This window comes from Sphingobium salicis subsp. salicis (genome assembly GCF_049472635.1).
In the GTDB taxonomy this organism is placed as follows: domain Bacteria; phylum Pseudomonadota; class Alphaproteobacteria; order Sphingomonadales; family Sphingomonadaceae; genus Sphingobium; species Sphingobium yanoikuyae_A.
Genome location: NZ_JAYRCS010000001.1, coordinates 1,063,487 through 1,084,557, shown reverse-complemented (window position 1 = coordinate 1,084,557; position 21,071 = coordinate 1,063,487). Strand labels below are relative to the sequence as shown.

Annotated in this window: 15 protein-coding genes; 6 read left to right on the top strand and 9 right to left on the bottom strand. The window is 64.1% G+C overall.

The genetic code is table 11. From position 1 onward, the window contains the following. Positions 1-53 precede the first annotated feature (53 nt). The 3 genes from VHN57_RS05270 to VHN57_RS05260 all read left to right on the top strand — a co-directional run bounded on the left by VHN57_RS05270 (position 54) and on the right by VHN57_RS05260 (position 2,958). A complete protein-coding gene (locus VHN57_RS05270) occupies positions 54-509 on the top strand; it encodes a universal stress protein (protein WP_004207608.1) in 456 nt (151 codons plus the stop codon). Between the two features lie 428 nt (positions 510-937). Continuing rightward, on the top strand, positions 938-1,774 hold the full coding sequence (locus tag VHN57_RS05265) for a cupin domain-containing protein (RefSeq protein ID WP_097383583.1): 837 nt from the start codon (positions 938-940) through the stop codon (positions 1,772-1,774). After that, positions 1,771-2,958 carry a GNAT family N-acetyltransferase gene (locus tag VHN57_RS05260; protein WP_423283007.1) on the top strand — a complete coding sequence of 396 codons (1,188 nt, stop codon included), beginning with the start codon at positions 1,771-1,773 and terminating at the stop codon, positions 2,956-2,958. The genes VHN57_RS05265 and VHN57_RS05260 overlap by 4 nt, the downstream gene beginning before the upstream one ends. 24 nt (positions 2,959-2,982) lie before the next feature. Here VHN57_RS05260 and VHN57_RS05255 read toward each other — a convergent pair whose 3' ends face one another. The 7 genes from VHN57_RS05255 to paoA all read right to left on the bottom strand — a co-directional run bounded on the left by VHN57_RS05255 (position 2,983) and on the right by paoA (position 11,791). Further along, positions 2,983-4,446 (bottom strand): TolC family protein, encoded by a 1,464-nt coding sequence (locus tag VHN57_RS05255; RefSeq protein ID WP_341462724.1) that lies wholly within the window; start codon positions 4,444-4,446, stop codon positions 2,983-2,985. A 2-nt stretch (positions 4,447-4,448) separates the two neighbouring features. Beyond that, positions 4,449-5,519 carry an efflux RND transporter periplasmic adaptor subunit gene (locus tag VHN57_RS05250; RefSeq protein WP_017501808.1) on the bottom strand — a complete coding sequence of 357 codons (1,071 nt, stop codon included), beginning with the start codon at positions 5,517-5,519 and terminating at the stop codon, positions 4,449-4,451. Continuing rightward, complete coding sequence (locus VHN57_RS05245; RefSeq protein WP_278987118.1) at positions 5,516-7,198, bottom strand: ATP-binding cassette domain-containing protein; 1,683 nt, start codon at positions 7,196-7,198, stop codon at positions 5,516-5,518. The genes VHN57_RS05250 and VHN57_RS05245 overlap by 4 nt, the downstream gene beginning before the upstream one ends. Positions 7,199-7,382: 184 nt before the next feature. Further along, a complete protein-coding gene (locus tag VHN57_RS05240) occupies positions 7,383-7,982 on the bottom strand; it encodes a cysteine hydrolase family protein (RefSeq protein ID WP_423283004.1) in 600 nt (199 codons plus the stop codon). Between the two features lie 20 nt (positions 7,983-8,002). Continuing rightward, positions 8,003-10,204 (bottom strand): aldehyde oxidoreductase molybdenum-binding subunit PaoC, encoded by a 2,202-nt coding sequence (gene paoC / locus VHN57_RS05235; RefSeq protein WP_278987114.1) that lies wholly within the window; start codon positions 10,202-10,204, stop codon positions 8,003-8,005. Positions 10,205-10,208: 4 nt separating this feature from the next. Beyond that, positions 10,209-11,159, bottom strand: coding sequence for an FAD binding domain-containing protein (locus tag VHN57_RS05230; protein WP_278987112.1), 951 nt, complete (start codon positions 11,157-11,159; stop codon positions 10,209-10,211). Continuing rightward, a complete protein-coding gene (gene paoA / locus VHN57_RS05225; RefSeq protein WP_278987111.1) occupies positions 11,156-11,791 on the bottom strand; it encodes an aldehyde dehydrogenase iron-sulfur subunit PaoA in 636 nt (211 codons plus the stop codon). The genes VHN57_RS05230 and paoA overlap by 4 nt, the downstream gene beginning before the upstream one ends. A gap of 392 nt (positions 11,792-12,183) precedes the next feature. Between paoA and VHN57_RS05220 the strand changes: the two genes are divergently transcribed. Together VHN57_RS05220 and VHN57_RS05215 are read left to right on the top strand one after the other, a co-directional pair. Then, positions 12,184-13,470 (top strand): MFS transporter, encoded by a 1,287-nt coding sequence (locus VHN57_RS05220; RefSeq protein WP_423283001.1) that lies wholly within the window; start codon positions 12,184-12,186, stop codon positions 13,468-13,470. 53 nt (positions 13,471-13,523) lie between these two features. Further along, on the top strand, positions 13,524-14,537 hold the full coding sequence (locus VHN57_RS05215; protein WP_278987550.1) for a LacI family DNA-binding transcriptional regulator: 1,014 nt from the start codon (positions 13,524-13,526) through the stop codon (positions 14,535-14,537). A gap of 75 nt (positions 14,538-14,612) precedes the next feature. Here VHN57_RS05215 and VHN57_RS05210 read toward each other — a convergent pair whose 3' ends face one another. Beyond that, positions 14,613-17,123 carry a TonB-dependent receptor domain-containing protein gene (locus VHN57_RS05210; protein ID WP_278987548.1) on the bottom strand — a complete coding sequence of 837 codons (2,511 nt, stop codon included), beginning with the start codon at positions 17,121-17,123 and terminating at the stop codon, positions 14,613-14,615. Positions 17,124-17,312: 189 nt separating this feature from the next. Between VHN57_RS05210 and VHN57_RS05205 the strand changes: the two genes are divergently transcribed. Beyond that, positions 17,313-18,857 carry a putative 2OG-Fe(II) oxygenase gene (locus VHN57_RS05205; protein ID WP_423282998.1) on the top strand — a complete coding sequence of 515 codons (1,545 nt, stop codon included), beginning with the start codon at positions 17,313-17,315 and terminating at the stop codon, positions 18,855-18,857. 4 nt (positions 18,858-18,861) lie between these two features. On the opposite strand, the gene VHN57_RS05200 is transcribed toward VHN57_RS05205, so the two are convergent. Then, on the bottom strand, positions 18,862-21,069 hold the full coding sequence (locus tag VHN57_RS05200; RefSeq protein ID WP_423282996.1) for an alpha-galactosidase: 2,208 nt from the start codon (positions 21,067-21,069) through the stop codon (positions 18,862-18,864). Positions 21,070-21,071: the final 2 nt, after the last annotated feature.

Here is a 21,071-nt window from a genome sequence, read left to right as displayed (position 1 = left end):
GCAGTTTTGACGGGCCGGCAAGGCCGATTTTTGTTTCTCGGGGATATCGAACAATGCGGACATATCTGGTGGTCGTGGACGAATCGCCCGAAGCGGAAACCGCGCTGCGCTTCGCCGCGCGCCGCGCCGCCAAGACGGCCGGGACGATCCGCATCCTGGCCCTGATCCCGCCGTCCGAATTCGTTCAGTGGGGCGGCGTCCAGGCGACGATGGAGGATGAGGCGCTGCAACGGGCCGAAGCGCTGGTGACCAGTGCGGCCGGCACGCTGACCGACGAATCCGGCATCCGCCCCAGCATCACCGTGCGCCAGGGCGATCCCGTCGCGGTCGTGCGCAAGACGCTGGAGGAAATGGACGATGTCGCCGCCCTGGTCCTGGGCGCCGCCGCCAGCGGCCCGCCCGGCGCGCTCGTTTCCCATTTCACCGGATCGGACGCGGGCAAGATGCCCTGCCCGATCATGATTATCCCCGGCGGCCTCGACAGCGACGCGATCGACCGGCTGAGTTGAACCAGAGCCTCAAGGCTTCTCCGCAGCAAAATGCGTCGTGCCGGCGCGTGCGTCCGCGGCGCCCCATCAAGTGCCGATCTCTCGCCGCTGCCGGCAATATCATGATGCCGCACGGTTGCCGCCAGCGCGGCATCCGACAATCGCGCAAGGGGAGAATGGCGCGCATCTAAGACCAGGCACGATCGAAACACCGCATTACGATCTTCTTCATCGCATCAAATGCGGAAACAGACCAGAAATCATTGCCGCAACCATTTTTCATCCAAATCGATATTTCCGCATCACCATTTCAGCTCAGCCCAGACAGAAACTGAACTTATTATGGCCTGAAAATATACAGGAAGACGCGCACCTTGTTTAACGCGATCTTCAACCTTGCACGACAAGTATGCGGCAATTCATCTCGTCATTGCGGAAGAACTTCCTCCATGAGCTTTGTTGCGCCGTCCAGTCTCGGTCCTTTCGCCAGCGCCTACCCGCTGTCGCCAACGATGCTGCAGCATAGCCTGACGGACCATCCGCTGCTCTCGTTCGAAGCCCTGGCAAAAGCCAGCATCGACCTGCCACCGCAATTTGTCGAACGCCGGATCGGCAACGCCCCCAATGGCGGCGAATTCGCGATGGATCGCTCCGACGACGCCGATGTCGCCACCGTCATTCGCTCGATCCAGACCAGCGGCAACTGGATCATGCTCCGCTTCGTCGAGCAACTGCCCGCCTATCGCGAGTTGCTGGCCAGGCTGATGGACCAGATCGGCCCCGCAATTTCTCCAGCGACCGGTCCGGGGCTGACGGTGCGGGGGTTCATCTTCATTTCCGCGCCGGGAACGCTCACCCCGTTTCACTTCGATTGCGAATATAATATCCTCTTCCAGATCGCGGGCGACAAACAGTTCGCGACCTATCGCCCGATGGCACCATGGCTGCCGATCGACCGGCACGAAGCCTATTATGGTGGTGGCGACAATATGCTGCCCTGGAACGACGCCTATGAAGCGGATGCCGACATCCACCCCATGCAGCCGGGCGACGGCCTGTTCATCCCCTATGCCTCGCCCCATTGGGTAAGGGCGGGCGCGGAGCCATCCATTTCGCTGTCGATCACCTGGCAGAGCCAGTGGAGCCAGGCGCTGGGCGACGCCATGCAGATCAATCCGCTGCTGCGGCGATGGGGCCTGCCCACCGGCGACGTGCCGATATGGCCCAAGGCCGCCAAATGGCGCTCGATCGGGTGCCGCGTGGCGCGCAAGGCCGGGCTGTTATGAGCCACCTTCCCGCCTCCGGCAGCTTCCAACCGGACGCCAGCCATGCCTGGCCGATGTCGGATGCCGACCAACCCGCCGTCCGCATCCTGCGCCATGCCGATCTGACGGCCGATGATCGCGCGCAGTGGGCAGCCCTGTCGGCACTGGCCGGGGCCGCCAATGTCTTCGCGCAGGACTGGTTCATGGACGCCGCCCTGAGCCACGCGCCTGATGGCGCTGACGTGTTTCTGACCGTCGTCGCCCCCATCAATGGACCATGGCTGGGCGTCATGCCGCTGATCGCCGTACCACGCTTCGGCCGATGGCCAGTGCGCATCTGGCGCAACTGGGCGGCGACCAACCAATTCCTGGGTACGCCGCTGGTCATCGCGCAGTCCGCCGACCTGTTCTGGAAGAGCCTGTTCGCCTTCCTGGACCAGCGCTCAGGCGGGGAGATCATGCTGCATGTCTCCGGACTGGATGCCGACGATCCGGTCAGTATCGCCCTGTTCGACCGCTGCGAACGGGAAAGGCGAGCATTCCACACCATCCATTGCCATGATCGTCCAGCCTATCGCGCCGGCAAGCAAGGGGAAGGCCGCGGCGACGCGAAAATGCGGAGCCGACTGCGCAGCCTGTCGAAGCGGCTGGAACAGGAACATGGCCCGGTCACGATCGACATTCTGGCGCCGGACGCGCCATGCACAGCCTGGATCGACGCGTTTCTGGACCTTGAGGCATCGGGCTGGAAAGGCCGGGGCGGCAGCGCATTGGCAAGCGACGGCGCGACCCAGGCCCTGTTTTGCGAAGTGATTGAGCGCGGTCATGCGAACGGCAGCGCCCGCCTCGCCACCCTGTCGGTCGGGGGCCGCGCCATCGCCATGTCGAGCTGGTTTGAAGCCGCCATCTGGGGCCATGGCTTCAAGATGGCGTTCGACGAGGATTATCGCGCTTATGCGCCGGGCCAGCTTCTGATGCGCGACATCAGGGATCGCATCGGGGGCCGCCCCGACATGTCCTTCGACAGCTGCGTCCCACGCGGCGCGGGGCACTGCCATCGACTATGGGGCAGCAACCGGAAGATTGTCGATGGCGCCGTCGCGATCGGCTCGCCCTGGCACCATGTCCAGTTCGACGCCCTGATGAAGGCGAGAGCCGCCTATGCGGCGATCAAGGCCCTTTTTCCCGACCGACCGGGGCCCTGACGCCAGGTCGCAGCCATATGCCGCCTAGCTGCGATCCAGTCCCAGCGCCCGATCATCGGCCGTTGCCGCCGCCATTTCGGCCTGGGCCGCGGCGATGCGGGCCTGCGCCTCGATCAGCTTGACCGCGGCGTCGGTGGCCGCTTCCTCGCGACTATTGACCAGGAAGAAGTCGCTCGATCCCAGATCGAAGCGGCGCCGTTCGGCCTGGGCCAGTCGTTCGGCCAAGTCGCGCTGCCGCCGGGTCGTATCGACCAGCACGCGCGCGGCATCGACCTCGATGCCGATGCCAGCCACTTCGGTGCGGATCTTGTCCGCCAGATAGCGCTGCTTGACGGTGAGTTCGTCGATCTTCGCCTGGCTCTCGGCAACCTTGCCCCTCGCCTTGCGGTTCTGCAATGGCACTTTGAAGGTGACGCCGACGATCACTTCCAGCGGCGTGCGGCTATAGCCACCCAGCCCCTGGGCACCGACATCCTTGGCGACCTGTCCTTCGAAATCCAGCTTGGGGCGGGTGTCGTTCTCGGCCAGTGCCAGCTTGACCGAGGCGTTATCGATTTCCTCCAGCAGGATGCCGAAGTCGGGGCGATCCTCGATCGCGAACAGCGGGTTGATCCGCAGGCCGTCGAACGCGGCGGCGGACGCGGGCAGGCGCGCGGCATCGACGAGGATCGGCAATCCGTCCGCATCGCGATAATAGAGCGAGAAGCTGTTGGCCGCCGCCATAAACTCCTGCCGCGCCTGCACCACCAGCGCCTCGCGCTTGACCATGTTGGCTTCGTTTTCGGTCAGCAATATCGCGGATTTGGCACCCAGCTGCACCTGGCGCGCAATGCCCTGGCTACGGCTTTCGGCCAGATCGTAAAGCGCCTCATAGGCCTTGAGCTTGAGGCCGCTCGCCACCCATTTCTGATAGGCGGCTATGGCGCGCGCCTGCACACCGATGGCGGTCGCCCGCGTTTCAAAGCGCGCGATGTCGATGTCATTGCCCGCGATTTGCGACGCGGATCGCCGCGCGTCGATCAGGCGATCGCGCATCAGGGCATAGAGTGCCCCGATCTTCAGCTCCCCCGCGCGATTGGTATAGGCCTTGTCCTCATAGACCGGGAAATCCCCGCGCGAATTGCGATATTGGCCATAGACATAGCCGCCATTGCCGGTCAGCGGGCGTTCGACCTTGCTGTCGATCAACGAGCCGTCATAATAGCCCTCGACCCGGCTGCGGGCATCCACGGAAAACACCGTGTCGAAGGCCCCCTGTGCGCTGATCGCGCGCCCTTCGGCCTGACGCGCCCGAGCCAGGGCGGCAATGATATCGGGCGCCGAGCGGGCCGAGGATTGCAGCACCTCATCCAGCGTCAGCGGCGTCGAGGGCTGCCCTGCGGTCGGCGCGGGCGTCGCATCGACCGACAGGGCCTCACTAGCCGCGCACGGCAGGGTGCCCGCGCCCATGGCCGCGACCAGCATGGGCAGCGCCATCGCACGCCACATCCTCACTTCTTCTTCTCGATCGAACTCTTGTCGTCCTTGGGCGCTTTCGCCTCGCCCTTGCCGGCCACCTGATCCTGGCCAAAGTTGAGCGGGAAATCGTTGAGCTGGCGCCACAATTCATACCAGACCGGCACCGTGTCGCCCTGCACCCAGCCCAGCACCTTGCTGCCCTGACGGACGAAGCGTCGCTCCGGCCAGGCGGTCTTGCCCGGCGCCTGTTCCACCAAGATCCGGAACAACCCGTCGGTGCGCGGCGTGGGATCGACCGACCGCACCTGGCCGTCATAGATGCCAACAGCAAAAGCCGGCCAGCCGCTGAACTGGAAGGCCGGAAAGCCCTCAAATTCGAGCCGCACTTGGCGCCCCGGCTCGACCAGCGGCACGTCTCGCCCGTCGACATACAGTTCGACCGCGCGGGTGATATTCTCGGGCGCGATCGTCGCCAGCACCGTTCCCGACGAGATCAGCGCGCCGCCCGCTGCGGCGTTCAGATCCTGCACCCGGCCTTCGCGCGGTGCCGAGACGATCTGCGCCGAACTTTGCGCGAGCTTGATCTCGATCTGCTTGAGCTTCGCGCGCGCTTCGGCCAGCTTCGCATCGACATCGGCGACCTTGATCTGGGTCTGCTCATAGTCGCGCCGGGCGGCCAGTCCTTCGGCATAGAGCTGGCTGGTGCGATTGACGTCGATCATCGCGGTCGCGCGCGCCTGCTGGACCGCCGCGATCTGCGCCTCGACCTGCGCCTTCTCCCCGGCCAGCCGGGCGAGAAAATCCGGATCGACATCGACCACGCGCACGATCGGATCGCCAGCCCGGACATGATCGCCGTCCCTGACGTAAAATTCGGCGACTCGGCCGCTCACCAGCGAGGATACGTCGCGGGCGCGGTCCTGCGCGCTCAGCGTCGTGACCTGACCACCGCCCTGCGCCGTCTGCTGCCAGGGCACGAACAGGATCGCCAGCACGAGCAGGACGCCCAGCAGGATGAGCCAGGCGACCGTCGTCACCAGTCGGGGCGGCCGCAACTGGGCGAGTGACGGAAAATGTTCGGCCTGGGCGCGATCGAGCGTCATGCCTGCGCCTCCCGCGCCGCAACGAAGCGGGCAAATTCATCCTTGTCGGTGAACCGTTGCTGCGCGCGCGCGCCAACCCAATACCAGGCGTCGAGGTCGAGCGCTTCGGGGCGCCCGCTGCTAAGCAGCACGGTCGTGCCCGCTGCCCGCAACTCGGCCAATGTCGCCTTGAGGCTGGCAATCGGCATCATGTCGTAAAGTTGCGACAACAGCAGCACGCGCGGACGGCTGAGCAGAGCATTGGCAAGCTTGAGCTGCATCACTTCGACGATCGACAGCGGCGAGCCGGAGCTGGCGAGTTGGGTATCCAGCCCGTGCGGCAGCCTGGCGAGCCGCGCGCCTAGGCCCACCCGTTCCAGCGCGTTCATGATCCGCGCTCCATCCATGTCGCGGCCTTCGGCGAACGACAGATATTCGCGCAGGGTAACATCGATGATGGTCGGACGATTGAGCACCATCACCGCCGATCGCAGCAGATACATGTCGAAACTGCCCAATTCGCTGCCGCCGATCAGGACGATGCCGCTGTCGGGCGCGGCGTGGCGCTTGAGCAGCAGCGCCAGGGTGCTCTCCATGCCCGGTTCGGCCAGGATCACCGCCTGTTCGCCGCTCGCAATCTCGAAATTGATCTGGGCCTTGTCGATCTCGACATCGCGGAAGCGCACCGATCCGTCGCGTGGCGCCTCCCCGCGCCGGCCAAGCCGCTCCTGCGGGATGGCCAGGATTTGCGACAATTCCTCGCTGCTTGCGACCAGATCATAGAAGGTGTCGAGATAGGAACCAAGTTGGTAGATGCCGTAGAAGACGCCGGACAGGATCAGTTCCGCCGCGACCAGCTGCCCGATCGAAAGCTGGCCGGCCAGGATCAGATTACCGCCGAGCGCGAGCAAGGCAGCCGCCGCGAAGGCATAGACCAGAAAATAACCCAGCGTCTGCGCGAAACTGTAGCGGAAATAACGGCGATGCGCGGCGATATAGTCGGCAATGACCGTCTCGGACCGGTCCATCGCGAAATTCAGGTGCCGGGCCGATTTGTAGAAACCGTTCGAACCGCCGACGCTTTCCAGCCAGTGCGCGGCATTATGCTTGGCATGGCTGACGCCCACCGCGCCGGTGATCGCACCATGCCGCCAGGCCAGCCAGATCATCAGGCACACCGTCACCAGCACCAGGTTGAAGGCCAGGAAGAAGGGATGGTAGAAACTGGTCACCACTAGTCCCACCGCCCCCTGCAGCACGATGGTGAAGGCGCCGATCACCAGGCTGGGCACTGATTTCTGGACGATCACCATGTCGAAATAGCGGTTGAACAGGCTGCCCCGGCTTTCATCCACGAAGAAGGGGTTTTGCGCATGGACCGCGCGCACGGTGATTTCCGCAACCACCCGCGCAAAGATGCGGCGTTCGAAGATCGCCAGCAAATAGACGCGCAGCGCGCTCAGCCCCGCCACGACCAGCAGCAGCGCCAACAGCACGCCGGACAGGATCCACAAGGGCGCGACCAGCGCGGTGCGCGCCACCGAGTTGATCAGCAGTTGCACGGAGATGGGGGTGGCCAGCGACAACAGGCTGATCGCCACCGTATAGACGATCCCGACATTTACATAGCTGCGGTCAGGCCCGACGACCTCCGACAGCCACGCGGCCGCCTGCCGCAAGCCGAAACGCTCACTCGCCAACTCGACACCTGTTCCCTGCCAGCCTCATCGAAAGCGCCCCTAACCGCGGCGATTACGGCCCACAATGGCTTATGCTGCACAGCAACATAAACTTATGAAGCGTTTGCAGAATGGTGCAGGCATCAGGGCAAATGCTGCCCTCCCGGCCAGAAGTCCCCCGCTCTGGAGGGGGCAGATCGGTCCTTCAGCCAAATTGCGCGAGGAAATCCCGCCCGGTCATTGGCAGCGAGAACATCGGGAAATCCTTGGTGATCGCAACGCGCTGTTCCTCCTCGCCGATGGTGGCGCAGCAGTCGATCAGCGTCGCGACATGATAGCCCCGTTCATAGGCGGAGCGCATGGTGGATTCGACACAGCAATTGGTGAGAAAGCCGGCAATGGCCAGGTGCGTGATGCCGTGCTGGCGCAGGATGAAATCGATATTGGTGCTGGCGAAGCAGTCAAGGCCACGCTTGCCCTCCACCACGATCTCGCCATCGGTCGGCGCCATCGCATCGGCAATCTGCGCGCCCCAGCTGCCACGGCGAAAGGCCCTGGCGGCGATCACGCCGGCAAGGATGCCATAGGGCCGGGGCGACAATTCGGGATAGCCCTCCGCAAAGCTGATCGGCACATGAAGGATGGTGAGCCCCGCCTGGCGCGCGCCATCCAGCAGCGCGACGCTGTTCGTCAACATGCTGTTGGCGCGCATCACGTCACGGACCGCCTCATGCTGGGCACCGCCCTCGCTGACGAAATCATTCTGATATTCGATCAGGACGATAGCGGTCTTGTCCGGCTTCATGGTCTTGCTCCGGTTAAGGGTCAGGCGATGTCGGGCATCTGGTCGAGATATTTGTCGAGCGTCAGCGGATAGTCGCGCACGCGGATGCCGGTGGCATTGTAGATGGCGTTGGCGATCGCCGATCCGGGACCGCATATGCCCAGTTCCCCCACCCCCTTCGCCTTCAACGGCGAGACCACCGGGTCGAGCGTGTCGAGGAAGATGCATTCCTGATGCGGGATGTCGGCATGAACCGGCACTTCATAGCCGGCAAGATCGTGATTGACGAAGAAGCCGAAGCGGGTGTCGACCGCCAGTTCCTCCATCAGGGCGGAGCCGGCCGACATGACCATGGCACCGATCACCTGGCTGCGCGCCGACAGCGGATTGAGGATGCGGCCGGCATCGCACACCGCCAGCATGCGGCGTATGCGGGTTTCGCCGGTATAGGCGTTGACCGCCACCTCGGCGAAATGGCCGGCATAGGTGCCGACGTCATAGCCCTTCTTGAAATCGCCGAAGCTGATTTCATCCTCCGCCGTCAGGGCGCCGGCATCGGTCAGCGCCATGCGGCGACCGCCCGCATCGATCCGGCCGTCGGCAAAGGTCGCGCTATCGGCGTCGAACCCCAGTTTCTGGCCGATCGCGCGGCGCAACGCCACGCAGGCGGCATAGACGCCGGCGGTCGAACTGGCCGCGCCCCATTGGCCGCCCGAACCCGACGACGCGGGAAAATCGGAATCGCCCAGCACCACCTGGACCCGGTCGAGCGGCACGCCCATGGTTTCCGCCGCGGCCTGGGCGATGATCGTGTAGCTGCCGGTACCGATGTCGGTCATGTCGGTTTCGATGGTGATACGGCCATCCGTGCCGAGCCGCGCGCGCGCGCCGGACGTCGCCGTCGGCCCGCCGCGATAGCCCGCCGCGACGCCCATGCCGATCAGCCAGGCGCCTTCGCGGCGCTGCCCCGGCCTGGCGCTGCGCTGCGCCCAACCGAACCGCTCCGCCCCTTCGCGCAGGCAGCGGACCAGATTGCGGTCGGAAATGCGCTGGGTCGCGTTGGCGGGCACCGTCCCTTCGGGCTCATTGCGGATGCGCAGTTCGATCGGGTCCATGCCGAGCTTTTCGGCCAGTTCGTCGATCGCCACTTCCAGCGCCAGATGCCCCGGCGCCTCGCCGGGCGCGCGCATCGCATTGCCCTCCGGCAGATCGAGCATGGCGACATGATTGGCGGTCATGCGATTGGCGCCGGCATAGACTTTGGGCGTCTGGGCCGTGCCATCCTCGCCATCCGTGCCGTTGATGTTGCTCGACCAGTTTTCATGCCCGATCGCGGTAATCCGCCCGTCCCGCTCCGCGCCGATACGGATGCGCTGGATCGTCGCCTGGCGATGGGTCGCGTTATTGGCCATCAGCGGGCGCTGCACGGCAATCTTGACCGGCCGTCCGGCCGCCTTGGCGCCCAGCGCCGCCAGCACGGCATCCGCCCGCACGAACAGCTTGCCGCCAAAACCGCCGCCAATATAGGGCGAATCCACCCGCACATTGGCAGGGTCGATGCCCAGGATCTTGCTCATGCTCTGCTTGGCCCAGGCGATCATCTGGTTGGACGTCCAGAGCGTCAGCCTGTCGCCGTCCCAGGCAGCGATGGTGGCGAACGGTTCCATCATCGAATGGCTTTCGTTCGCGGTGCTGTAGCGCGCGTCGAGCTTCACCGGAGCTGCGGCGAAGGCGGTGGCGAAATCGCCCTGACTGCTGGTGTCGGGCTTGCCTCCCTGCCCCTTGGCCAGCGGCGCGGCCGGGGCGACGGCAGGAAAATCGAACACGCCCTTGTCCCGCACATAATCGGTGCGGATGAGCGCCGCGGCGGCGCGCGCTTGCTCGAAGCTTTCGGCCACCACGCAGGCGATCGCCTGATGATAATGATGGATGTCGCTGCCACCGAAAAGCGGGGCATAGTTCATCATGCCCTTGCCGACCGGCTTGGTATCAGGGGCGGTCACGATCGCGATCACGCCCGGCGCGGCGCGGGCCAGGCTTGTGTCCATCGCGGCGATCCGCCCCTTGGCGATGGCCGATCCGACAACGAAGCCATAGGCCTGGTTGGCGATGACATCATGGCGTTCGGCGGCATAGGGCGCCTGGCCGGTGGTCTTGAGCGGGCCGTCGATCCGGGGCGTCGACTTGCCGACGATCTTGGCCTGATCGAACAGATTGGCCTTGGCGGGGGCATCGAATTTCATGGGCTCAACTCCTCGCCTGGGCCATGAGCGACGCCAGCGTCCGCTCGGCCAGTTTGAGCTTGAACCTGTTGTCCTCGGTCGGGCGGGCATCGGCAAAGACCTTCTCGGTCACCGCGCGGGCGCCTCCTGGAAAGGCGGCTTCGGCCGCTTCCACCCGCCAGGGCCGATGGGCGACGCCGCCAAATGCCACGCGTCCGCCACCGTCCTTCTGGATGACGGTGGCGACCGAAACCAGCGCGAAGGCATAGGAGGCCCGGTCGCGCACCTTGTAATAGAGTTGGGTGCCGCCGATCGGCTTGGGCAGGGTGACGGCGGTGATCAGTTCGCCAGCCTCCAGCACATTGTCGCGCTGCGGCTCATTGCCGGGCAGGCGATGGAAGTCGGCAAAATCGATTGCGCGCTTTGCGCCATTGGCCTTGACCGTCTCGACCTTCGCATCGAGCAGGCGCAGCGCCACGCCCATGTCGCCGGGATAGGTGGCGATGCACTGATCCGACGAACCGATGACGGCAAGCTGTCGGGAAAAACCGCCGATCGCCGCGCAGCCGGTGCCGGGCCGGCGTTTGTTGCAGGGCATGTTGGTGTCGTAGAAATAGGGGCAGCGGGTTCGCTGCAGCAGGTTCCCGGCCGTCGTCGCCTTGTTGCGCAACTGGCCGCTGGCGCCGGCGACGATCGCACGGGCAAGGACGCCATAGTCGCGGCGGACCGCCATGTCCGACGCGAGCGCCGTGTTGGTGACGAGCGCGCCGATCCGCAGCCCGCCCTCCGCCGTCTTCTCGATCCGGTCGAGCTTCAGATCCTGGACATCGACCAGATGGGTCGGCGTCTCGATCTCCAGCTTCATCAGGTCGAGCAAATTGGTGCCGCCAGCCAGATATTTGGCGCCTGGCCGGCCGGCCACGGCCGCGGCGGCCTGCTCGGGCGTCTTCGCCCGTTCATAGGTGAAGCTCTTCATGCCTTTGCTCCCGCGACCTGCGCCATGGCCTGCGCGATGTTGGAATAGGCGCCGCAACGGCAGAGATTGCCGCTCATCCGCTCGCGCATCTCGATATTGGAATAGTCCGGGGCGCGGGTGATGTCCGCCTGGACATGGCTGGGCACGCCGTGCTCGATTTCCTTGAGCACGGCGACGGCAGAGCAGATTTGCCCCGGCGTGCAATAGCCGCACTGATAGCCGTCATGGGCGATGAAAGCGGCCTGCATCGGATGGAGGTTGTCGGGCATGCCCAGCCCTTCGATCGTGGTGATCTCGTCGCCCTGATGCTGCAGAGCCAGGCTGAGGCAGCTGTTGATGCGGGTGCCGTTGACCATCACGGTGCAGGCGCCGCACTGGCCATGATCGCAGCCCTTCTTGGTGCCGGTCAGCTTGAGATGTTCGCGCAGCGCGTCGAGCAATGTCGTGCGGGTGTCGAGCTTCAACTGCTGCCGCTTGCCATTCACGATGAAATCCACCGCCATCATCGGCGGTGGCGCAGCGGGAGACGGCTGCGCCTGCACTGGTGCTGGAATGACGGCAACCGTCGCGGAGGCGGCGCCGCCCGCCAATATGCCACGTCGCGACACGCCCATATCCGGAAAATCGGCCATGAAAATCTCCCCTGCAGACGCTGGTTGCGCGCTCTATCGAAGAAAAAAATGGCGGCCGTCTTCCGGCCTGCCATCTACCCAGATGGAGGATAACACAGGAGAGGCCGTTCAGGTTCATGCGATGATCGGCATGATGTCATGATCAGGGATCATGAATGCCGCGAAGATTGCAACAGCTTCCGATGGCTGTCCATCATGCAGAGCGCCCCCTCCCCGGCCGATCCAGCCAATAAATCTCCAGCTATTTGGGTTCGAAAATACTGCCTCGAAAATACTGCCTCGCAGAATAAGCAAACGTTTGCATATCCATCATCACTCTGTATGATCGACGTCAGAAAGGTCGCAAGGGCGACGGAGAGGATCATATGCGGGACGGAGCCAGCAAACCACGAATGCGTCTGTCTCGCATCGTCGAAATGAATCTCGGTTTCCTCGGCATCCAATTCTCCTTTGGCCTGCAACAGGCCAATATGGGGCCGATCTATCGCTATCTTGGCGCGGATGAGGCGCATTTGCCGCTGCTCTGGCTGGCGGGGCCGGTTACCGGCCTGCTCGTGCAACCGATCGTGGGCGCATTGAGCGACCGAACGGTCAGCCGCTGGGGGCGGCGCACGCCCTATTTCCTGATCGGCGCCCTACTGTGCAGCCTCGGCCTGCTGATGATGCCTTACAGCCCGACGCTCTGGTTTGCGGCCAGCCTGCTCTGGATGCTGGATGCGGCGAACAACATCACCATGGAGCCCTATCGTGCCTATGTCAGCGATCGACTGAATGAGAGCCAGCGATCGGTCGGCTTCCTGACGCAAAGTGCCTTTACCGGCCTTGCCCAGACGCTGTCCTATCTGGCGCCGACGCTCCTGGTCTGGTGGGGCTTCGATGCCGATCTGGTCGATGCGAACGGCATACCCGACATCACGCGGATAGCCTTTCTGGTCGGTGCGGTCATTTCCATTTCGACGATCCTGTGGTCCGTGCTGCGCGTGCCCGAACTGCCGCTGCCAGCGGACGAGATGGCGCGCATGCGCGGCGAGCGCTTGTCCTTCGGCACGGCGCTGCGCGACTTCATCGCGGCGGTGCGCGACATGCCCGTCGCCATGCGCCAGCTTGCCCTGTCGATGCTGCTGCAATGGTTCGCCATGTTCGCCTATTGGCAGTTCATCAGCTTCGCGCTGGCCCGCGCGATCTTCGACACTGCCGATCCAGCGAGCAGCGGCTTCCGCCAAGCTGTGCTACTCACCGGCCAGGCGGGCGCGCTCTACAATGCCGTCGCCTTCCTCGCCGCCTTCGCCATGGTGCCGCTCAGTCGGCGGATCGGGCCGCATTATGTCCATGCCGTGGCCGTAGCCTTGTCCGGTGCCGCGATGCTGGCCATCCCAGGCACCAGTGATCGCACCCACCTGTTTCTGCTGATGATCGGCATCGGCATTGGCTGGGCCAGCATGATGGGCAATCCCTATGTCATGCTGGCCAACGCCATCCCGCCCGAGCGGACCGGGGTCTATATGGGCATTTTCAACATGTTCATCGTCATTCCCATGCTGGTTGAAACACTGATCGTACCGGTCATCTACCGTCCGCTGCTGGGCAGCGATCCGCGTAACATCCTGTTGATGAGCGGTGTGATGATGATCGCCGCCGGAGCTGCCACCCTGATCGTCAGGAAACCTCGAAAGAGTTGATACAGCCGCGATCCGGATTGTCCCCCGTCCTTCCCTGGCCTAGACGATAGGCCATGACGGATCATCAGAACGAACCTGTCCGAAGCATAACCGACCTCGCCCGGATCGCCGGCGTCTCGGTATCGACGGTATCGCGTGCGCTGACGTCGAAGGGCGCGCTCAACAAGGATACCCGCCGCCGTATTCAGGAACTGGCGGCCCGGCATGGCTTCCAGTTGAATGTCGCTGCGCAGAATCTGCGACTGGGCCGCACCGGGGCGATCGCTGTCCTGCTGCCCCTGGGTCATGAGCGCGGGCAGCATCTGTCCGACCCTTTCTTCATGGCGATGCTGGGCTTTCTGGCCGACGAACTGACGGAGCGCGGCTATGACCTGCTGCTGTCGCGCGTCCTGCCCGATGGCGAGGATTGGCTGGACGCCTTCATCCGCGCCGGCCGGGTCGATGGCGTCATTATCATCGGCCAGTCCGACCAGAGCGCCGTGCTGGACCGTACCGCGAGCCATTATCGCCCGCTGGTGATCTGGGGCGCCCATGCCGAGCGCAATCAGTATCTGACGATCGGAACCGACAATGTCGCTGGCGGCGCGCTCGCGGCGCGACATCTGCTGGAGCGTGGACGCGGCAAGCTCGCCTTTTTCGGCAATGTCGCAGTGCCGGAATTTGCCGCCCGCTATGAAGGCTTTCTGTCCGCCCTGCCCGCCGATGTGCGCGATCGGGTCGAACTGGTTCATGCGCATGTCACGCCGGAGGCCAGCTATCGCGTGGCGGCCGACTATTTTGCGGCGGGCCATCGCCCCGATGGCGTATTTGCCGCATCCGACGTGACCGCCATGAGCATCATCACCGCCGCCGCCGAACAGGATATTCGCGTGCCCGACCAGCTGTCGGTTGTGGGTTTTGACGATGTGCCGCTGGCACGGCTGTCCAACCCTCCGCTCACCACCATTCGGCAGGATATCCGCCGCGGTGCCGCCCTGCTGGTCGAGCAGCTGTGTCAGCGGCTCGCGGGCGAGGAGGTCGGATCGATCCAGATCGCGCCGGAGATCGTGATCCGGGAGTCAAGCTGACAAGAAAAGGCCCGGCGCCCTGAGGGAGCCGGGCCTTCGAGGTAGCCGAAAAATAGGTTCCGGCATCGGATCGGGTCAGAAATTATAGCGGATCGAGGCCGTCACGGTGCGGCCATAGACCGCGCTATTCTGGAAGATGCCAGTCGTTGCGCTGATCGGCAGCAGCTGGCCGCCACCGCGATAGCCAAGCGTATCGAACAGATTATTGGCGTTGAGGCCCAACTCCAGATTCTCGATCGGCCGCACCTTCACGAAGCCATTGAAGAAGGTCGTGCCGCGCACGGTGTAGAGATTGAAGTCGTCATTGGGTGCGCTGGACTGCCCACTGGCCGACAGGCCGACCGCGAACAGGCCCGCATCATAGGATGGCGAGATCAGATAGGTGAGCTTGGGAATGCCACCGGGCCGGTTGCCGACCAACGCCGCCGTTGCGCTGTCCTTGATCTTCGGGTTCACCCAGGTCGCATCGACCGCCAGGCGGAAATTGCCGAGATTGAGGCGCCCGGTCAGTTCCACGCCCCAGGAGCGATAGTCGTTGGAGATGTTGGGATCATTGTTCGGCGGCGGATTGTTGATCCGGGTAAAGTCGTAATTATTTTCGGTGAGGGTCGAGCGAAATCCGGTGACTTCCACCGAATAATTGCCCGACCCACCGACGAAGCCACGATGCTTCACGCCCACTTCCTGCTGGTTGAGGAAGTTGATGGCCGTGCTGGCACCCTGGCTGTTGAGCGACCCGTCGGCATTGAAATTCCCGCCCAGCGTGCGCCGGTCGGCGTTGAAGCGCCCGCCCCGGCTGGCACGGGCAAAGATGCTGGTGCTGCTGTCGAAGGCATAGAGCGCACCGAACGACCAGCTGGTATAGCTGCGCCGGTAATTGATCCGCTCGATCGCGCCGCCCGGCACCATGGACGGGATGGTCGCGCTGCCCACTTCATCGCTGACGATATAATCGGGGCCAACGACGCCCGCCTGCGCCGTGCCTTCGCCGCGCACCCGATCGAAGCGCACGCTGGCGTCGAGGTCAAAGCCGCCGCCCGAATAATTGGCCGACAGGAAAGGCGCATCATCGGTATATTTGAGGTCTACACTGCGGGCGCAGCAACTGCCCCAATTGTCGTTGAAGCCCGCCTGGCCCGCTGCGGTTATCTGCGAACCGGTGGTGGAATAGAGATTGAGCGGCGCGGCATTTTCGCCTTCCAGCGCGCTATATTGGCGGTTTACATGCCAGTCCTGAACGATGTTCTGGCTCATGTGGAACCAGCCCGCCTGCACCGTGATCTTGCCCGCACCGACATCGAACCTGCCGGTCAGCGCCAGATTATTGGCGATGCTGCCCATATCCTTCATCACCGTGTTGATGTTCGGATTATTGTTCAGATAGGTGCCGGTATAGGCCTGCCCCTTGTTCGGCCCCGCCGCATAGCGGATCGCCCCCACCGTCTGCCCGTTGACGGTCGATCCCAGCACGCTGGCGGTCGTCGCGACATTCAGGAACTGGGTGGTGAAATTGCCGCTCATGTCGGTGTAGCGGAAATTATTGTCGACGGTCAGCGCATCGTTCAGCTCATAATGGAATTGCGCCCCGACGGAGGTGACGCGGGGGTGGATGCCCTCCACATCGGCATTTTTGAGCACGCCGTTGGTGTCGACATATTGGAAGCTGCGCTGGTAGATGGAATAGGTAGATCCGTCACGCGCATCGAAGCCCGGCAATGGCTTGAAATTAGTGATTTTGTTACCATCGATCGTCACCAACGACGGCATGGTGGTGTTGGTCGGCGCCTGTTCGTCCAGCCGCTTGAAATTGAAGCGGATATAGCCCCGGCCGTCGCCCAGATCCTTGGTCAGATTGGCCTTGACCTGATAGCCGCGCAGGATGTTGAAATCCTCATTGGTCGGGCCGCCGCCTTCGCGGGCATAGCCACCGACATGGAAGCGCAGCGTGTCGCTGATCGGGCCGCCATAGTCGAAATCGACGCGCGTCTCGCGGAAGCCGACGCCCTTGGACAAGCCGATCGAGCCACCCTCCTTCTCGCCGGTCTTGCTGATATAGTTGACGACGGCGCCGGGCGCCTGGCTCGCGAAGGTGGAGGCGGAGCCGCCGCGCACAGCCTCCACGCGCTCGACATTCTGGTCGAAGCGCAGCCAATAATCGTTGTTGCCGAACTGGATGTCGCCGAACAGGGTAACGGGTAGGCCGTCCTCCTGCAGCGCGACATATTCCGAGCCGCCGGTCGACACCGGGATGCCGCGCACGCCGATATTGGCGTTGCCGCCCGGTCCCGCCGTGTCGGAGGGCTGGAGGCCGGGGATGGAGCGCAGCACTTCGGCTTCGGAGCGCGGCGTGAAATTCTGGATCGCCTCCTGGCTGACCTGCGACACCGAAATGGACGATCGGAACCGCGACTTGTCGCCGGCTGCGGCGGTCACGACAATATCCTCGCCATTGACGGGTTCGGCATTACCGGCGGCCGCGGCCCGCGCTTCCGCAGGTGCGGCATCCTGCGCCAGGGCAGGCCCGCCGAGGCAGGCCATGGCCAGCGCGAGCGTGGAAATGCGGCTTGGCTGAAAGCTGGTCTTCATCATCCCCTCCTTAGGGCCGCCGCGCATCGCTTCGCGGTCGGTTGAAGGCTTGCATAATCACCACTGCAAACCTTTGCAACATATTACAGCAAACGTTTGCATTTCATCTCGTCAACGTGGCGTTTATGGCTATATTGCGATCAGATAAGCGGCGGCTGCGGCCCAGAAACAAGAGCAAGCAGGTTGAGGATGAAAGACGATAACAGCCTCGTCGATCTGGTCGCGAACCAGCCGGCATCGCCGTCTTCTCGAGATGCCGCCGCTTGGCTGCGATCGATCGAGTCGGCCATTTTGGACGCCTTGCGCGCCGGGGCTGGCGACCAGATCCCCTCGCGATTGGAACAGGTCGGCATAGCTTGGCCAGACCATCCCCGCCTCCTCTGGCTCAAAGCATTGGTTCTGCGCGAAATCCAGACGCACGAGCCTGCGCTAATCGCCGCCGAGCGCGCGGCTGCTCTGGCGAAGGATGATCCGCCGTCGCAGGCGCTGTTCGCCCAGCTGCGCTATGAAACCGGGCGGAGCGCCGCCGCGCAATTCGCTGTCGCCTGCGCGCTCGCGCCTGGAGACATGGCGCTGGTTCGTGGCCATGCCGGCGCGCTTGCAGCGGAAGGCGACAGCGATGCGGCACTGGCCCTGATGACGGCTGCGCTCGACGACCATCCCGACTGGATCGAGGGCCAGACCTATCGCGCAACATTGCGGCGTCTGGCTGGTACAGGTGCGCGCGCGGATGAGGGCTTTGCCGAGGCGCTGCGCACCGAGCCGCATAATCTGGCGCTTCATCTGGCTCGCTTCCACTGGTTGGCCAAGGCGAAATCATGGGATGATGCCCGCGCCGTGCTGCACGATGCTAACCGCGCCTGCGGCGATGCCGGCGCGCTGGAGGTGGCGCGCCTCTGTCTGGAAGCAGAATCGGGCGCAGCGGCGGACAGGCCCGACCTGTTCGACGGGCTGGCCGACCGCCCCGATCCTGGCCTAGCCCTTGCCCGCGTCCGTCATGCATTGCGCTGCGGCGCGCCGGAGCGGGCGGTGCCAATCGCGTTTGCACAGCTTGGCTCACCATCCGCTCCGCTATTCTGGCCCTATCTGTCGATCGGCTGGCGGTTGCTGGGGGACGACCGGGCGGCCTGGCTCGACCGGCCAGAGCAGTTCATCCATGCGGCCGACATCGGTTTAGATACGCAGGACTTGTCCGATCTGGCGGACCTTCTCCGCACGCTGCACACCGCCACCTCCCCCTATCCGGACCAGTCGGTGCGCGGCGGCACCCAGACCGACCGGCCGCTGCTGTTCCGACATGAGCCGATCATTCAGCGCACCCGCGCGGCGATCGAGGCAAACGTGCGTGACTATATCGATCGCTTGCCTGCCGCCGAGCCGGGCCATCCGCTGCTAGGAACGCCACGCGGCGAGGTGAAATTTGCAGGTAGCTGGTCCGTGCGCCTCCATGCCCAGGGCTTTCATGTCGCCCACACCCATCCGGTCGGCTGGATCAGTTCGGCGCTGCATGTCGCCTTGCCCGACCCAGCCGCAATGGGGAAAGAGCCTTCGGGCTGGCTGCGTTTCGGGATGCCGCCGCCGGAACTGGGGCTGGACCTGCCACCCTATTGCGAGATCGAACCAAAGGTCGGGCGGCTGATCCTCTTTCCGTCCACCCTGTGGCACGGCACCGTGCCGTTCGCGGATGGCGAGCGGTTGTCGATCGCCTTCGACATCCGCCCACCGCGCCGCTGAGCGCTCAGCTTTCGAACAGATAGGCCGCGCCCTTATAATCGCCCTTCAGCTTTACGCGCAGCCCCTGTTCCATCCAGTAGGCGCCGCTCGCCTCCGCCGGCACATCATCAGGCAAGGCCGATCCGTTCAGCATCCGCACCCGGTAGCTGCGCAGCGGATCGAGACCCTCAGGATGGAGCGCCTCCACATTGTCGCGGAAGGATGAACTGTGCAGCATCTGGAACAGCACGGCCCGGCGCTTGTCCGGGGAGACATGGAAGGTCGCAGAGCTTGCCGCATCCGGCCGAGGCGGCGCGATGCGGTAGAGATCGCCGCGCTGCACGATATCCCGAATGGACTTGTAGGCGGCGATCCATGTCCTGGCCGTGGCAAAATCCGCCTCCTGCCAATGATCCAGATTGGCGCCGATCCCAAGGCTGCCCTGCATGGCGGACAGGAAGCGATAGTCGAGACTGGTTTCCCGCCCGTTCGCCCAATTGGGGCTGTCCGTCACCCAGGCCATCATGATCGACGGCGCATAGGCCTGGGTAAAGCCGTCCTGAATGATCAGCCGATCATAGGGATCGGTATTGTCCGACGTCCAGCTCTGGTCGGTCAGGCCCATAATGCCCAGGTCGATGCGTCCGCCGCCACCCGAACAGCCTTCGATTTCCAGCCCCGGATGCCGCCGCCGCAGTTCGGACAGGATGTAATAGAGGTTGCGGACATATTGGACCTGCACCCGCTGCTGATCCTGTGGCAACACGCCCGGCCAGCCGGCCTCGGTCCAGTTGCGGTTATAGTCCCATTTGAGGAAGGCGATGTCGTTCTGGCTCACCAGCCGGTCTAGAACCGCCAGCAGATGATCGCGCACATCGGTCCTGGCAAGGTTCAGGACCAACTGGTTGCGGCCCTCCGTGCGCGGCCGATCCGGGAAGTTCAGCACCCAGTCGGGATGGGCGCGGTAGAGGTCGGAATTGACGTTCACCATCTCCGGTTCGACCCAGAGGCCGAAATCCATGCCCAGCACCTTCACCCGGTCGATCAGGGGCTTCAGGCCATTAGGGAATTTGCGCGGATTGACGGTCCAGTCGCCCAGCCCCGCCTTGTCGTCGTCGCGCGCGCCGAACCAGCCGTCATCGACGACGAAGCGCTCGACGCCGATCTTCGCCGCCTTCTCGGCCAGTGCCATCTGTCCAGCCTCAGTCACGTTGAAGGTCGTCGCTTCCCAGCTATTGTAGAGAACCGGCCGGATCTTCGCCTTGGCACCACCGGGAATGATGGCGGCGCGCTGGAATGCGTGGAAACGGCGCGAAGCATCACCCATCCCCTTGCTGCTATAGCCCGCGTAGAAAATCGGTGTGTCCAGGCTCTCGCCCGGCTTCAGCGCCCAGCTGAAATCATAGGGATTATAACCGCCGCTGATCCGCACCCGGCTGAGATTGTCGAGGCCCACCGACAGGCGGAAGGAACCGGACCAGGCCAGCGCCCCATACCAGACAGGACCATCCGTCTCGCTGCCCTTGCCGTCCTTGACCAGCGCAAACCAGGGCTGATTGCCATGGCCGGTCGATCCTCGGCGACTTTCCAGCACGGTTAGGGCTGGCGTCACCGGCGTTTCTACCTGCGACCATTCCGACGCATGGCGCCCCGTCAGATAGCGGAGACGATAGCCGTTGCCGACCGGCAGCGTGTAGGTCGCCGCCGCAATCTGGTCGATGCGCACCGGCTTGCTGTCGCCATTGCGAACGCTGGCCGATCGGGCGATCACGCCTGTCGCCGGATCAATCACATAATGCAATGTCACCGTGAGCGGCCGGCGGATATCGGCCAGTTCCACCGTCAGCGTTTCACCCGAAATCTTGTGGCCGCGATATTTAAGGACCAGGTCGCGATTGCCGTCGGCGAACACCGCCTTGATGCCCGGTTCGCTGACCAGCCCCTCCCCCTGCCCGGCATATTCCTGCGCCGTGATCGATCCGGCTGGGTCGAAACCCGACAATTCGGTGGGATGCCGGGCTATGAGCGGCGCCTTCTCATCCAGCGCCTGCCCCCAATAGAGCGGCTGGATATAGCCCTGCTCATCCACACCCATGGCATAGGTCACGCCGCCGCCATCGAGCCGCATCACCCGACCATCCGCTGTGGCGCTGACCTTTGCCCAAAGGACGCCAGGACAGGCAAGAGCCGTGAAGACGGTAGCCGCCAGGCACAATGACCGAAGGGATCGCATAT